At 69.6% G+C, this 14,625-nt stretch carries 18 protein-coding genes; 15 read left to right on the top strand and 3 right to left on the bottom strand.

What is annotated here, in order from left to right:
* Position 1: 1 nt before the first annotated feature.
* Positions 2–451, bottom strand: a complete 450-nt coding sequence (locus ACGFZS_RS47230) for a hypothetical protein (protein WP_393800404.1) — start codon at positions 449–451, stop codon at positions 2–4.
* A gap of 268 nt (positions 452–719) precedes the next feature.
* On the opposite strand from ACGFZS_RS47230, the gene ACGFZS_RS47225 reads away from it, so the two are divergent.
* From ACGFZS_RS47225 to ACGFZS_RS47155, 15 genes are all read left to right on the top strand, one after another.
* The gene (locus ACGFZS_RS47225) at positions 720–1,484 is read left to right on the top strand and encodes a hypothetical protein (RefSeq protein ID WP_393800403.1); all 765 of its coding nucleotides are present in this window, start codon (positions 720–722) and stop codon (positions 1,482–1,484) included.
* A 74-nt stretch (positions 1,485–1,558) separates the two neighbouring features.
* Positions 1,559–2,434: a hypothetical protein gene (locus ACGFZS_RS47220; RefSeq protein WP_393800402.1), complete on the top strand. Its 876-nt coding sequence runs from the start codon at positions 1,559–1,561 to the stop codon at positions 2,432–2,434.
* Positions 2,434–3,843, top strand: a complete 1,410-nt coding sequence (locus ACGFZS_RS47215; protein ID WP_393800401.1) for a DNA cytosine methyltransferase — start codon at positions 2,434–2,436, stop codon at positions 3,841–3,843. Before ACGFZS_RS47220 ends, ACGFZS_RS47215 begins: the two co-directional genes overlap by 1 nt.
* Positions 3,844–4,001: 158 nt before the next feature.
* Complete coding sequence (locus tag ACGFZS_RS47210) at positions 4,002–4,250, top strand: hypothetical protein (protein WP_393800400.1); 249 nt, start codon at positions 4,002–4,004, stop codon at positions 4,248–4,250.
* A 61-nt stretch (positions 4,251–4,311) separates the two neighbouring features.
* The gene (locus tag ACGFZS_RS47205; RefSeq protein ID WP_393800399.1) at positions 4,312–4,554 is read left to right on the top strand and encodes a hypothetical protein; all 243 of its coding nucleotides are present in this window, start codon (positions 4,312–4,314) and stop codon (positions 4,552–4,554) included.
* A complete protein-coding gene (locus tag ACGFZS_RS47200; protein ID WP_393800398.1) occupies positions 4,551–5,441 on the top strand; it encodes a WhiB family transcriptional regulator in 891 nt (296 codons plus the stop codon). The genes ACGFZS_RS47205 and ACGFZS_RS47200 overlap by 4 nt, the downstream gene beginning before the upstream one ends.
* Positions 5,438–5,878, top strand: coding sequence for a hypothetical protein (locus ACGFZS_RS47195; protein ID WP_393800397.1), 441 nt, complete (start codon positions 5,438–5,440; stop codon positions 5,876–5,878). Before ACGFZS_RS47200 ends, ACGFZS_RS47195 begins: the two co-directional genes overlap by 4 nt.
* A 364-nt stretch (positions 5,879–6,242) precedes the next feature.
* On the top strand, positions 6,243–7,034 hold the full coding sequence (locus ACGFZS_RS47190) for a hypothetical protein (RefSeq protein ID WP_393800396.1): 792 nt from the start codon (positions 6,243–6,245) through the stop codon (positions 7,032–7,034).
* A 402-nt stretch (positions 7,035–7,436) separates the two neighbouring features.
* Positions 7,437–8,570, top strand: coding sequence for a cell wall protein (locus ACGFZS_RS47185; protein WP_393800395.1), 1,134 nt, complete (start codon positions 7,437–7,439; stop codon positions 8,568–8,570).
* Positions 8,567–8,809: a hypothetical protein gene (locus ACGFZS_RS47180; RefSeq protein WP_393800394.1), complete on the top strand. Its 243-nt coding sequence runs from the start codon at positions 8,567–8,569 to the stop codon at positions 8,807–8,809. Before ACGFZS_RS47185 ends, ACGFZS_RS47180 begins: the two co-directional genes overlap by 4 nt.
* The gene (locus tag ACGFZS_RS47175) at positions 8,806–9,567 is read left to right on the top strand and encodes a DciA family protein (protein WP_393800393.1); all 762 of its coding nucleotides are present in this window, start codon (positions 8,806–8,808) and stop codon (positions 9,565–9,567) included. Before ACGFZS_RS47180 ends, ACGFZS_RS47175 begins: the two co-directional genes overlap by 4 nt.
* An 81-nt stretch (positions 9,568–9,648) precedes the next feature.
* Positions 9,649–10,698, top strand: coding sequence for a hypothetical protein (locus ACGFZS_RS47170; RefSeq protein WP_393800392.1), 1,050 nt, complete (start codon positions 9,649–9,651; stop codon positions 10,696–10,698).
* Positions 10,695–11,219 (top strand): hypothetical protein, encoded by a 525-nt coding sequence (locus ACGFZS_RS47165; protein ID WP_393800391.1) that lies wholly within the window; start codon positions 10,695–10,697, stop codon positions 11,217–11,219. Before ACGFZS_RS47170 ends, ACGFZS_RS47165 begins: the two co-directional genes overlap by 4 nt.
* 70 nt (positions 11,220–11,289) lie before the next feature.
* Positions 11,290–11,496, top strand: coding sequence for a hypothetical protein (locus ACGFZS_RS47160; protein ID WP_393800390.1), 207 nt, complete (start codon positions 11,290–11,292; stop codon positions 11,494–11,496).
* Positions 11,496–11,627, top strand: coding sequence for a hypothetical protein (locus ACGFZS_RS47155; protein ID WP_393800389.1), 132 nt, complete (start codon positions 11,496–11,498; stop codon positions 11,625–11,627). Before ACGFZS_RS47160 ends, ACGFZS_RS47155 begins: the two co-directional genes overlap by 1 nt.
* Positions 11,628–11,716: 89 nt before the next feature.
* Here ACGFZS_RS47155 and ACGFZS_RS47150 read toward each other — a convergent pair whose 3' ends face one another.
* Together ACGFZS_RS47150 and ACGFZS_RS47145 are read right to left on the bottom strand one after the other, a co-directional pair.
* Complete coding sequence (locus ACGFZS_RS47150) at positions 11,717–12,670, bottom strand: hypothetical protein (protein WP_393800388.1); 954 nt, start codon at positions 12,668–12,670, stop codon at positions 11,717–11,719.
* Positions 12,667–13,707, bottom strand: a complete 1,041-nt coding sequence (locus ACGFZS_RS47145) for a ParA family protein (RefSeq protein WP_393800387.1) — start codon at positions 13,705–13,707, stop codon at positions 12,667–12,669. Before ACGFZS_RS47145 ends, ACGFZS_RS47150 begins: the two co-directional genes overlap by 4 nt.
* Between the last annotated feature and the right edge of the window lie 918 nt (positions 13,708–14,625).

Here is a 14,625-nt window from a genome sequence, read left to right as displayed (position 1 = left end):
CTTACGCGGCGAGTGCGGTGGTCTGGCGGGTGACGGCGGTGCGGGGGAGGTAGTCGCGGCCGAGTTCGCGGGCGATGAGCTGCTTCTCGCTGCGGACCACGATGCCCTTGCTGGCGGGGGTCGTTGCCTCCGTGCGCTCCAGGACGAAGCCGATCCGGTGCAGCGTGTACGCCTGGACGCCGGCCAACTGGAAGTGGCGTTCGGGGGTCTCCTTGCCGGTGTCTTCTCCGGCGGCCTGGCGGGCGACGAGCTCGGCGTGGGCCTTGCGGCACATGGCGACGATGACGATGCCGCCCTTCTTGGTGGTCCGGATCTCGTGCACTTCAACCGTGCGGACCGTGGTCTCGCCGTCCTGGTCGGTGTAGGTGATGGTGACGGCGTGCTGCCGGTCCAGAGCTCGGTACAGGTCGGCGATGGTCTTGGTGCTGCTCTGGCGTGCGGCGAGCTTCACGGGGTCCCCCTTGGTGTGGTGCGGTGGTTCCACCATAGAGGATTGAGCATTGCCAAGCAATGCTCATGCAGGTATTCTTGTGGTTGTTGGGGTGACGCCCCGACCGCACCGCCGATCCGGCGTGGCGTTCCAATGCTGATTGGAGGAAACTGGCGTGCGACATGCCCCCACTACGCGTCCGCCGGGCCACCCCGGACCTGGCCGGCGCCCCGCCGGAAGGATCCGACCCGTGACCGACTCGTTGCGTGACCGCTTGGCCCGTGGTGCTGTGCTGCTGAAGAAGTACGGGCACCACGATGAGGCCGCTGCCAACGAAGCGGTGCTGGCGCGTGGTGGCTGGAGGGGCCTGCAGAAGAGCGAGGAGCGCACGGGCCTGAGTCACATCTCGTACACGGTCCCGGAGAGTCTGAAGCTGGCTCTGCAGGAGGCGTCGAAGGAGTTCGGTATGCCGCTGCCGGGTCTGACCGAGGAGGGCTACCGGGCCGTGCTGGAGACGGACTGGCGTCCGCCGCGGGTGGGCCGGCGCAAGACAGTGAACAGCGGCAAGAAGACCACGATCAACTTCGAGATGAGTGCGGATCTTCGCCATCGGGTGCAGCAGCAGCTGGAGCGGCTGACGGAGGAGGTCGGGTACCGGGTCAGTGAGTCGAGCATCGCGATTTCATGGATGTGCGAGGAGCTCGGCGTGGACCAGGGCCTGGAGTCGGCGATGGGGCTGGTGCTGCCGAAGCCGTTGCGGGATCACTTCCAGGCAGCCCGGATGTCCGGGGTGTCGCTGGAGGCTGTGGTGGCGGAGCGTGTCGGTGAGCTGGTGGCCGGTACGTGGGAGTTGCCGAGGCCGTCCCGGGCGCCGAAGGGGACGCGGGAGGATGTTCCGCTGGAGAAGCTGAGTGTCCAGGTCGCGGAGACGGACCGTGTGGCGCTGCATGAGATGGCGCCGGTGTTGTCGGAGCGACTGGGTGTCCGGGTGTTCCCGGGGACGATCGTCCGCGCGATTTTGACGGACCGGCTGGGTGAGCCGCCGGCCGTGTAGGGCTACGGGGCGGCCGCTGCTGGCGGTGTCTGGCTGCTGACCGCCCGTTCGATTCTGAATAGCTAGGAGACCTCATGCCGGAAGGCATTGAGGCCCCCGCCGGCACGATGGCGGAGGGCCCGACCTCGCACACTCTTTTCCAGGCCGTACGTCCGGCCAACACCTTCGGCTACAGCCGTGAGGAGCAGATCGAAGCCCTGCGCAAGCTGCGGGAGCCGTTCCCGCAGACGGAGATCCGTCACCTGCCGCGCGTGTGGTGCGGAGCGTGCAAGAACTCCCGCGGCCAGGGCTGCAACCAGCACCAGATGGCCAAGTGCCCGAAGTGCAAGCAGAAGATGCCGTCCGGCGGCCACATCGATCTGCCGTACGTCGGGCACGCCGAGGCCACGAACCGGCTACTGAACGTGGACCCGTTCTGGGACTGGGAGCCGCTCACGGTCGACGAGCGCGGTCTGCCGCAGGCGGACGGCTACAAGGGGCTGTGGATCCGGCTGACCGTGTGCGGGATGACGCGCCTCGGGTACGGGCACGCCGGTGACAAGACGGGCGGTGACGCCATCAAGGAGGTCATCGGCGACGCGATCCGTAACGCCGGTATGCGGTTCGGGATGGCGTTGGATCTGTGGACCACGTCGGATCTGGAGATCGTCGAGTCTGGTGAACAGCCGCCGGAGCAGAACACCGGGGGCAAGCCGGAGGCGGTCCGGCCCGCGTCTTCGGAGCGGGAGAGCAAGGAGTCCCAAGAGCAGGCGCTGGCCAGGTTGACGGAGCAGTACCGCAACTGCTGGGCGAACCCGCTCGCTCTGGTCCAGATCCGGATCGAGGGCAAGCAGCTCGGGCTGAGCGATGAGCGCCGCCAGGGGCCGCCGCCGGAGTCGGAGTGGACGACGTTCGACGCGCTGCTGGAGACCCGCATCAACGAGCTGAACGCCGAGAGGAGCGCCGCCTGATGGCCGCCTGGGCGGGATGGTCCGCGCAGCAGAAGGGCATCGTCCTGGACGGTTGCGCGGGCCCGGGCGGGTGGTCGGAGGGGATACGTCGCTGGCTGGGTCTGCACGATGTGGGTCTGGAGTGGGACCGGTCGGCGTGTGAGACGCGCGCGGCGGCCGGGCACACGACGGTTCGTGTGGACGTCTCCAGCTTCGTCCTGGACCCCGTGGTGGGCCGGGTGTGGGGGCTGCTGTTCTCCCCGCCGTGCACGAAGTTCTCGGCGGCCGGTAAGGGCTTCGGGCATCTGGTGATGGACCTGCTGGCGGACGGCATCCGGGCGATGCTGCGCGGCGTGGACCGGCGTGCCGCGCTTCGGGAGGAGATCTATCCGGTCGCTCTGGCGGAGCAGGAGCGGGCGAACGCGGAGCGGGCGGAGGAGCGGCGCTGGTCTCGGGCTCGGGTGGAGGCGGCGGCGCGTGACGATGCGTTCGTGACGGTGCTGATGCTGGAGCCGGCCCGTTTCCTGTGGGCGCTGATGGGTGCCGAGGATCCTGAGGTGCCGTTCGAGTGGGCGGCGTTCGAGCAGGTGCCGGGTGTGCTGCCGTTGTGGGAGGTGTACGCGGTCGAGTTGCGGCGTCTGGGTTGGTCGGTGTGGACGGGTGTGTTGAACGCGGCGGACTTCGGTGTGCCGCAGACCCGCCGGCGGGCGATTCTGATGGCGTCCCGGGTGCGGAAGGTGGTGCCGCCGGAGCCCACGCACTACGACCCGAAGCGCGGGGCGATGCTGTGGGGCGAGGAGTGGGTGACGATGGCCCAGGCGCTCGGCCTGGACGCGCGGGATGTGGTGAACACGCGCGGGGACCGGAAGACGCCGGGGGGCAACAACTTCTCGGTGGATGAGCCGTCGTGGGCGCTGACGGAGAAGGCCCGGTCGTGGATTCTGCACACGAACCGGGATCAGAAGCCGGACGGTTCGCGGCAGACGACCGACCCGCACACGGCCCCGGCCCCGGCCCTTACCAGCAAATCCGGTGGGCAGTGGGTGCTCAAGCACAACGCCCGCGCCAATGCCACGGTACGCAGGATCGACGAGCCGTCCGCAACCTTGGCGTTCGGACATGCCCGAAACGAGTACCAGTGGATCAACACTCGGCCTGCGACGACGGTGTGCGCAACCGACCGGATCGCCCCGCCCGGACACCGTGACAGGTCGCCGAAGGGTGAGTCGCAGTTCGCCAGCCCGGACACGGTACGGATCACCATCGAAGAGGCCGCCGTCCTGCAGTCCTTCCCCGCCGACTATCCGTGGCAGGGCACGCGGACGAAGAAGTTCGAGCAGATCGGGAACGCCATACCCACGCTGCTTGCCGCGCACATCGTGTCTGCGGTGAGTGGTGTGCAGATCCAGGAGTGGCAGGTGGCGGCGTGATCGTCGACCTGTTCGCCGGTCCTGGCGGCCTAGACGTGGGCGCTACCCAGCTCGGCCTGGAGGCCTTCGGTATCCCGGCTGCCGCCTGATCCACCAAGTCCCCAGCCTGGGGCATCGCATCATCCCGTCTACGGCCGAGGGCCGGATTGAGGTTCGTCATGTCTGCTGCCCGTCTGATCGGGGCCGCGGTTCCCCTGACCTTGCTGCTGATCGGTGTGCTCGGCGCCGTGTGGGTGCGCCGTCAGGAGCGGCTGGAGCCGTCGTCGTTCACGCGCCGGCCGGACGGCCTGGCGGTGTGGCGGTCGATGTCGGTGTCGGAGCAGGAGGCGTACGACACCGCGGTTCTGGATGCGGCGCAGGCCGCTGCCGAGCGGGCGGCCGCCATCAACGCCTTGTACCACCCCTGAGCCCCCCTGCCCGTTCCTGATCCCTGCTGTTGGAGGTGAGACCGCGTTGGCGGTTCGAGCTGTGTCTCTGTCGGCCGTCGCGGTTCTTGCCGCGGCGGCCGTGCTGTGTGTGCTGGTGCGCCGGGATCGCCGGCTGCGCCGGGAGTCGGTGTCGCACCGGCTGATGGCTGGGTGTGCGCATCGGGACAACGCCGCGCTGGCCGCTCAGGTGGAGCGGTTCGAGCGGCGGCTGGGGCCGCTGCTGGCCGATGACTGTGTTGATCGTTTCGAGTCCGGGGTGCCGGTGGAGGGAGGTCCGCGATGACGGGAACCATGGAGGTGGCGGGGGTGTCGTCGGAGCAGTTGCGTCGGGTGTGGCTGGAGCACCGGTTCTTCCGGTACCGGGGGTGCGCGCCGGACCCGTCCAATCCGTTGCGGATGGCGGGGAATCCGGAGCTCCCGGTGGGTGCGCATCACGGGCCGGACGCCTGGCGGCCGGAGGGGCAGAAGGCGCGGCGGGCCCGCGAAGAGCAGGCGATCGAGGTGTGCCTGGGCTGCCCGGTGATGGTGGCCTGCGACCGGTACGCGTCGTCGGTGCGGCCGGACGGGAAGTTGGCGGAGCCGGATGGGGTGTGGGGTGGCCGGCGGTCGCTGGAGCGGCACAGGGCGTTGGTGAAGGCGCGGCATGCGCTGGCGGCGGCCCCGGACCGGCGGTTCGCGACGGTGCAGAAGCAGGCGGTGCTGCGGGCTTTGGCGGTCGCGTGGGATCCGTTCGAGGTGGCGGCCCGGGCTGGGGTGGATGTGCGGACGGCGAACTGGCAGCGGTCCTCTCTGGTGCGGCTGCTGGGGTTGCCGAAGACCGTGTCGCGGATGCGGGCGTTGGCGGTGGCGCGGGAGCGGGGGCTGTTGGAGGGTGTGGACCTGGTGGTGGATGACGGCACTGTGCCGGCGGTGCCGCCTCCGACGAAGGTCGCACCGGGTCCGGCGGCCGAGCCGACGCAGTTGGAGTTGCCGGTCCAGGCTGACCGGGCGGAGACGGTGCCGGCCGCCCGCCCGGGCCGGTCCCGGGGCGACGGTCGTTCCTGCGGGCGGCCCGAGCCTGTGCAGACGCTGGACGACGCCCTCGCCCTCCAGCCGAACCCCGCCGCCCCCGCCCCGGCCCCTGTCACTGCTCTGTTCCCCGCCGACCGTGCCCTGGAGGCTGCCGCATGACCACCGAACTCCCCGCCACCGCCCCGGTCCCGTCCGGCGAAGGAGCCGGCGTCGACGATGCCGGGTTCGCCGGGATGCGTACGGACGCGGTGCTGACCGGGCGGGCGATGTCGTCTGCCGAGTACCTGGCCGGGCTGCTGGCGGCCGCCGAGGTGGACACGGCGGGCACGCCGAGGAAGCTGCCGGTCGACGAGTGGCCTGGGGTGGATCCGGTGGTGGTGCAGGAGATCTGGGACCGGGCGTGCGCGGTGGCGACGCGGGCCTCCCAGTTCGCGGCTGCGCCGTGGCTGCACCGGGATCGTTTGCAGGCTCTGCAAGGGCAGTTGACGGAGGCTGGGTTCCATGCGATGGCCGGGGCTGTGGGCCGGTCGGCGCGGCTGGTGAACGGGTCGGGTGGGGGTCATCCGGCGGATGGTGCGATCGCGAGGGAGCACTGACGGGCCGTCACGGTTTGTGTGATGAGTCGTACGAACGACACGAGGGGAAGGGACTGGGACAGATGGGCACGTCAACGGGTAGGCTTAGCCTCGCGCCAGACGTTCAGTCAGTTGCGAGGCTGAGCGGGAAGCGCACTCCGACAAAGTCGGAAGCCCTCGCTGCCACCGTGGTGGCGGTCCCGGTTTGCGAAGCCAGGACGCGAGGGCTGACGACACCACACCGCGACCAAGCGAATGAAGGCGTCGACATGACGAAGCGTACCCGGGGTTTCCCCCGATCAGACAGTGAGACCCGAGACACCGCCGTGAAGATCACACCGGCGTCGACTGTTTCGGCCACTGTCCCCACTACCCACTCAGTCGTATGAACCAGGTTGGCGCTGCACGCGCCATCCACGCCGTCCCACGTGGCCCCCGCACCAAGGGGAAGGGACCCGGCGGGCGAGGACGAGATAAGTACGACGATGTCGTCGCCGAGATGTACCGCGACCCTCGAATGCCTAGGAAGACCCGCGAGATCGGGCTTCTGATGGCGTGGCTCATCTGCCGCGATTCCAACCCGTTCGGCGCTGGAGTATGGAAGCGAGCCGAAGCCACTCTCGGGTTCGAGAAGTACGGCCGCTTCAGCCGCTCCGTGGCAGCTCTCCTGCTGGCCGACGACCTTCCTCGCTACGAGGTGGACCGGACGACCGATGAGTGGTTCGAGCAGACCTGCATGGCGCCGATGATTCGCCGCTCCGGGGTCTGCGGGCAGCAAGCACGCGACCACTCGTACATCGCAGATCCAGAGACCGGATGGCTCACGCCCCTCTGGTACTGCCGTCGTCACGAAGGCTTCGGCAAGGACTGCGATCGACTCCTGAAACAGGCGCCCGAGCCGATCCCCAACCTGGGTGGTCTCCTGCCCCGCTACTTCCACCGGAAGAACGGCGTTGATGGATGGGTGCAGGACTACCGGTGGGCCGCCCATACAGCCGACCCATGGCGTCACACGGAATGGACGCCGCCTTCACACGGGGTCGTCGCTGAGCGTTGGCCGACCCCCGGCGCCGAAACTGCCGAACGGCCGCAAGTACCCATGCTTCAACTGGTCGCCGTAGAGGGCGAACTGGTTGACGGACAGACCCCACCCATTGAGGGAGATCAGATGATGTAGCGCTTCCCGGCGGGAGGTCCATTCGCCTCTACCGCCTGGCCGCTGGTGTTGGCGCACCGTGCGCGGCCTCGTGCAACGGCTCGGAGTGGCATCCGAGCTAAGGCCCGAATTCTGGGATCCGGTTTGGCGACCGGGCCCGAGAAGTCGAGCGAATCAGGTTCCGGGCGGAACCACCTTCACCACCAAGCGGGGGCCCTTTTGTGCCGTCCGCCTACTGGAAGCAGGTACATAGTGCCGTACGCGCACACCTCTTGTCAGCTTGGCAACCCAATGCCGGGCGATTCACGGCTTATCTCCCCCCGCACGGGCGACACCCAGTGCCCCCCACCCACCCCCGACACCCACACCCCTCCCCACGATTTCGAACAGACGATCGATTACAGTGCAGGTCGGACCGCCCTCGTGCGCGGCACCTCCCAGGAGGTGACCCACACCCGGTCGCGGTGGAGCGGCCCGCGTAAGTGGCGTGGCGCGGTGGTGTGGCTGATCGCAGCCGGCCTGCACCCCCGCGCCAACGCCACCACGCAGCAAGTCGCCGACGACCTCGCCGACCGCATGGACTACAGCACCGGGCACGTCCGCTACGGCCTCGACGAGATGGCCGCCCGGCTCGGTATCGGCCGGGCCTCGGTCGCCCGCCACGTCTCCTACCTCCGGGAGCTCGGGGCACTGGCCTGGGCGCAGCACGGGTCCCGGGTCAACGTGCGACGTCCGATGGGTCTCAAGGGCTACGCGGCCACCGCGACCGTGTACGCCGCGGTCATCCCCGCGGTCTACGACCACGCCATGGGTCACACGATCGTCGGTACCGGGTACGGGGCGCGGATCGTCATCGACCAGCGCAGCCAGACCCGCATCCCCGCCCAGTCCTCGGGCCCTGTGGATAACTCGCCTGTGGACAACTCGGTCTGCGAGGAGCGTGAGACCCCTTCCCTTACCTGGGTGAAGGAAGAGGGAAAGCTGAAGATGGTGGGGGGTAGTAACTACACCTCGCAGGCTCGGCCGCCGAAACCGCGAATCCCCCACCAGAGCAATCAGATCAACGGCCGCCGCCGCACCGCCGCCGACGTCCAGGCGGCTGGCAAGACGGTCCGGCTGGTGCGGGCCCTGGTGAACTGGACCCAGTCGGTGCCGCTGCGGCGTCTCGAGTACGTGCTGCGGCCGTGGACCGACCGCGGGCAGGACGCCTACCAGATCGCCGCGGACCTGACCGGCATGTGCTCCGGGATGCGCTGGAAGCCCACCAACCCGGCCGCGTTCATCCAGGCCGGCGTCACCGCCGAGACCGAGCACCAGCAGCAGGCCCAGGCCGCGCAGGCTGCCGCCGACCGGTGGGAGCAGGAGAACCCGGCCGAGGGCGCCTTCCACGGCTCCGTGGCCGCCCGCCTGGACGTGATGGCCGCCCACCGGCAGGGCCTCGCCCGTTACCAGCAGCAGATGCGCGCCTATGGCCACGACGACCTCTCCACCGGCGCCAGCAGCGACTGGGACGCCGAAGCCGACATCCTCGCCTTCCTCAACGGGAGCCCCGCATGATCCCCGACCCGCAAGTCCTCGGCACAGACTTCAACACTGAAGAGCCGCTCCTGCTCAACGAGTGGGCCATCCGCTATGAACCCCGACTCCCCGCCCAGAGCTACATCACGGTCTTCGGCACCGACCAGGACCGCGCCTTCGCCGCCATGGACGCACCCCTTGCCGACGGCGAACGACGTACCCTGCTGTGCCGCGACGTCCGCTACACCCCTTGGGGTGTTGAGGGGGCCCGCTCATGAGCCAGCCGTCCTCCGGGATCGACCTCGCCCGCGCCGCTCTCGCCGCCGCCCGGGCCAGCGCGAAGAACCGGCCCGCACAACCCCAGCGGAAGAACCGCGCCAGCGGCCGCACCGCCGCCCGCCGTGTCGGCGACCCCATGGGACTCGGCGCCGCCATCAACCGGCTGATGACCGACCGCGGCTGGCAGCCCCCAGAGGACGGCGGCAGCATCCTCGACCAGTGGCCCACCATCGCCCCGGAACTCGCTGCCAAGGTCGCCGCGGTCCGCTTCGAGCACGACACCGGCATCCTGCACCTGCGCCCGGTGTCCCCGGCGTACGCCACCCAGCTCCGCCTCCACCAGCAGCAGGTCCTCGCGCGGGTCCAGGGGACTGCTGCGGGCCGGTCGGTGCGCTCGCTGAGGATCCTGCCTGTCGGCGCCGCACCGGAGCCCGCGACCGCCCCCGAGACGCCCACCGGCCGCGTAGCCGAGGAGACCTCAGTGAAGACCCGGGAGGCCGCCAGCGCCGGATACCGGGCCACCCTGGAGGCCGCGCTCACCCACCGGCCCGAACCCGCCACCGCGGACCCCTACCTGGCCGCCGCCATACGCCGACAGGAGGCTGCACTGCGTGCTCACCGGCAGCCTGAGTCCGAACACCGCGACGCCGTCTGGGAAGCCGACCGACTCGCCGCCCAGCAGGCCAACGCAGCCGAGGCCAGCAGGCGGGCCGCGATCGCCCGCGCACGCCACGAACGCGCCGCCGGCGCCGCATGAGCGGAGGGAACACACCGTCAGATCTGCGGCAACGTGGACCGCAGTGAACATCCCCGCCCCCTCCCGCCCACTGGAGTAGCCGTGCGTTTCCGCAGCATCGCCCGAAACCGCGGCGACGACCGCCAGCCCGCGCTGCTCGTCAGCCGTACCTTCTGGGTCAGCGACGTCCCTCGCCTCATCCCCCTGTGCCGGCTCCTTGGCCACAAGCCCGTCGTGGACGGCACCGACACCCCGCGCCGGTGGGTCGTCTGCGACCGGTGCGGCATCCGCGCCAACCCCCAGGGCAACCTCGACCCCGAGCAGTGGAACATCGGCCAGCCCTACACCGAACCCCTCACCCCCACCCAGCCGGTCTCCTCGACCGTCCGCGACCAGCTGGCCCGCCGCGGCCTCAAGCCGTCACACAGCGGCAACCCCGGACCGATCCCCACCCAGCCGGTCGGAACCGTCGGCGGGGAAATCCACATCGGCAAGTCCAAGTGGCGGACCGTCGGCATCGACTTCAAGGTCGGCAACTGCGGCAGCGAACAGGTCATGGCCGCCAGCCTCCGCCTCGGCCCCCTCGGATCCCTCTACCTCCACACCGAGGACCACGGCCGCCGGATTCAGCGCCGCCTCAACCCCACCGGCTACCAGTCCCGCGAGACCGGCCTGTCCTACTACCACGGGCGCCTGTCCTGGAAGGTGTGGGCCAAGCGCGACGAGCGGCGCAAGGCGGATCCGAAGTGGATGCAGGGCAGCATCCCCATCGACCCTCGCGACCTCCTCCTCGGCCCCGCGAAGAACCGGCAGGTGTCGGAGACCGAGAAGGTGCCGGCCGTCGTCCGCATGCCCGAAGGCGATACCTACGACGTCACCGTCCACCTCGAGAAGTGGGAGACCCGCCGCACCCGCGGCCGCGCCCGCGTCTACTGGCTCGCCCAGTGGGACTGCGCGAAGGGCATCCCGGTCCGCAACCACGACTGGAAAGGCGACGAGACGTTCTCCTGCTCCTGGCAGATCCAGGGCGTCACCCCGGACACGCCCCGCTGGCCCCTCATCCTCGCCGCGAAGGCGGCCGAACAGTGCTCCCGCGACCGGGCACGATACGACTACACCGCCCCCGAAGCAGCCGGAAAGGCCAGCCCGTGACCGACCAGACCGACACCGACCACGTCGTCTACGTCAGCAGCACCCTCGACGACAACGGAAAAGCCGCCGTCCTCATGCAGTGGGGAACCCTCCAGACCGTCCTCACCCCCGAGGTCACCCTGACCACCGCCCGGGACCTGATGGCCGCCGCGGCCGCCGCCGAATCCGACATCGCCCTGATCCGCACCGGACGGGAAGTCCTCAAACTGAACGACGCGATGATCGGCCGCCTCATGCGCGACGTCCGCCTGCGCCGGCCAAAGCCCCAGGGCAAGACCGCGCTCCGCATCGAGGCCGTCGCCGGCATGAAGACCGGCCTGCCGTACGTGAACATCGGCCGCGGCTCCATGAAGCGGCAGATGGACCCCGACACCGCCCGGGAGATGGCCAGCCACTGGACCCAGACCGCGGTCGCCGCGCACATCGACGTCCGGCTGCGGTACGCGCTCGGCGAGTGGGACCGGCTGAACGTCGTAGAGATCGAGGACCTGTTCACGCTGCTGCGCGATTCCGGCCGGTAGCCGGCCGGGGGAACGGGGCGGCGAATCTGGTGCACCGTGGTCGCGATCACCCAGCACGATCGGAGCCGCCATGACCACCGCACCAGCCCCCACCACTCTCGGCACCCCCACCATGTGCCTCCTCCACGGTGACTACCACGTCATGGGCCAAGACTGCTGGGCCACCACACTGGACTGGCAGTTCGCCCACACAGACCTTGAGGGGCCGGAAGCCCGCGACGCCTACCTGTGCGAGGTGGAGCGGAAGATGCTCGACAACCTGGTCAGGAACCGCTGATGGCCGCCACTCTGCCGGCCGCGCCGGTCTATCCGCGGCCGCCTATCACGGTCCTGACCGCCGAGCTCTTCCAGGAACCCGTCTACCCGGACGGCGAGCCGTACGACTCGGGTGACGACGACGGCGAGTAGGTGGTGACCACGCGGTCACCACCTTTGGGTCAGATAGACGACAAGGTGGTGACCACGCGGTCACCACCTTGAGACGTCGACCGGCCCGGTCAGCTCTGCAGGTTCCCCGACAGCTCCTCGACCAGCTCACGGACCGCGCTCTCCAACTCCTCGGCCTCACGGCGGGCCCGGACCAGGTCCGTCTCCGCCAGCATCCGGATCCGCTCCACCGCCTTCAGCGACTCACTCGGCCGCAGCACCTGCGGCTTCGACTCGGTCTCCGGTCCTGCGGTGAGTTCCTTCGGCGGGGCGTAGCCGAGGAAGTTCGCCGCCTGGAGCAGGCTCTTGTCGGTGACGTTGCCGTGCCGGGCCGCCTCCACCCACGTCGCCCGGACCGCTGCCTCGCCGTGCGTGTCGAGGACCGGCACGAGGACCCGCAGCGGGCGCTCCTTCAACTCCTGCGTGGTCAGGTCCTCGAGGGCCTGGGCCACCGGCGTCACCCGGATGATGTTGTTGGCCTGGTGCTTCTTGATGCCGAACCGGGCATCGGTCAGGTCTCCGAAGGTGTCGAACCCGCCGGCCTTGTGGAGCTCCTCCTCCTTCATCGCCCTCAGCCGCAGCCCGAGCCCGATCAGCTTCTGCTGCTCGGCCCGCTCATGGTTGGCGCTGGCCGCGTACTGCACGGCGAACACGCCGCGGGAGTAGAACTCCAGCCGCTCGGCCGGGTCGTCGCTGTCGGGCTCGGTGAAGGCCGGCATCTCGAGATAGCCGGTCACTTCCCGCACCACGACCGCCGCAGCAGCCGGGGCGGCCGAGGTGGCAGCCGGCGGTTCCGCCGCCGGGACTGTGCCGGTGACCGGGGCCAGGTGAGCCACGGGAGTGGCCGGCGGGAGCCCGGGATCGGGTTCAGCGGCAGGGGCCGGGATGCCCTGTTCGGCAGCAAGGCGCTTGGCCTGCTCGGCTTCCCACCGCCGCAACTGCTCCTCACGGTCGCCGCCGTTGCCGACGACCTGACCGCCGACGACGGGAACCACGGGGAGGTCCTTCGGCCGGTTCCTGCTCACGCCGTCAGCTCCTTGGCCAGCGTCCGCAGCACCATCGACTGCTCGCAGTCCGGTGCGTACTCCAGCAGCGGGATCTCGTAGTCGGACGCCTCACGGCCCTCGATCGAGTCCTTCAGCGTGGCCAGCGTTCCCGGTGTCGTCAGGTCGTTCCACGCGTCGTAGAACGACCGGGTGACTGTGCCCTTGCGGGAGTCGTAGGCGTTCACGACGAACCCCAGCTGGTCGACGACCACACCGGTGCGCTTCTCCACCGCCTGGATCTGGCTGTTGAGGAGGTTGTAGGCGTTGAAGCTGGACTTGTCCGTCCAGACCGGGATCAGGATGCCCGAGCGTTCGATGAGCTCACCCGGCCGGCGCTGCACGTAGTGGATGCCCAGGTCCATCGCGAGTCCCAGGTTCGGCGGCCCGTCCAGGATGATGACGTCGTAGTCGGCCTCGATGGGAGCGAGCGCGTTCACCAGAGCCCGGTCACGGCCGATCTGCATCACGGCCAACTCGGCGTCCATGAGGAACGCGTCGACGTCTGCGGGCAGCACGTGCAGGCGGCCGCCGAACCGTTCGTGGGGGAGCGAGACCAGGGAGCGGGCGATGTGCCGCTCGGCCTTCCCCTTCATGTGCGTCAGCAGGCTTTCCCCGCCCGGCGGCAGCCCGTCGATCTGAAGACGCGAGGACAGGTGGCCCTGGGGGTCGTAGTCGATCAGGAGTACCCGCTTGCCGGCCTCGGCGCAGGCCTGCGCGACCCCGGAGGACAGGAACGTCTTGCCGACGCCGCCCTTCTGGTTGCCGCCCAGGATCCGCTGGACCGGCTGCTCGGTCAGGCGGGCGTCCGGAGACGGGTAGGCGTTCAGCCACACGGTGACGGCTTGCGCCATCCCCTGCACCTTGGTCAGCTGGCGCGCGTCGCATTCGGCGGTGAACCGTCCGGGCAGGCCGATCGGGAGGAACACGCCCCACGACTTGGCCTTCTCCACCTCGACTTCTTCTGCCTGGGGGGTTTCCAGCCACAGGTTGATGGCGGAGGCGGCGGCGTCCTGCATGTTCAGGCCGTGCTCGGCAGCGCGGATCCGAAGGTCGCGCCGGAGCTCTGGTGTCAGATTGACGAGCAATTTTTCGCGTGTTGAATCCGCGCTGGGGTGGGTCATGGGGAGCAAATTACCAGTCGATCGGTGGGATTCGGCGTACCTGGCGGAACGCCCTGGGCTGCAGGTGCGGAACTCGCCTTCAGGTAGCGGCTGTTGGCCTGCGACACGCGCACCGGGCGAAGAGGGGCGGGGGCCCGGCGCGCACCCCCGAAGCCTGTTGACTAAAAGTCGATAACTGGCGGGATGCCCTGGTCTGGTGTCGCTAGATCGTGTGAGGCTGCTGTGAATCCCCTGGCCACAATGCAGATCGCGGACTTGGGTGGAGACCGCCAGCCCCCACGGGATGGGTGGCCGGCCGCCCGGGCCGGGTACGGGGGCGTGTGTGGTTCGCAGCCCGCCAGGCCCTCACCCCGGCCCCACGGCGGCCAGGCCACCCGCGCATCATCCCGCGCCCCGGAGGGCGGGCGCACGGGGTTGGGGAACGGGCCTCCCCGGTGACGAGATCCGCGACTAGACTGCCGTCAACCTGACGGGCACGCCCACCGGCCGCACCGGCCCGGACCGAGCATCCCGCCCCGCCCACACCGGCTACTTACCTTGGGTAGCAGAACCGGCCATCTGCGTAATGGATCCGGTCACGGCAGAGTTAAAACTCACCCCGGCCATGCCCACTCACATCAATCGGTGTCACAGTGAGGGGTCCCGGGCCATGGACTGGCAGCCGTACCCGGGGACGGGGGCCGCCGAGCCGACACGGCGACCGTACGAGACCCTTCCCTTTCTGCCGGAGAGCGGAGCCCTGCATGTCCGCAGCAGAGCCGGCCGACAACCCTGAACGCTCCTACGTGAACACGGGGGCGGCCGGGGCCGTAA

Source organism: Streptomyces sp. NPDC048288 (assembly GCF_043201555.1).
GTDB lineage: Bacteria > Actinomycetota > Actinomycetes > Streptomycetales > Streptomycetaceae > Streptomyces.
The sequence above is the reverse complement of the archived record's forward strand: the minus strand, read 5'-3'. Positions and strand labels throughout refer to the sequence as shown.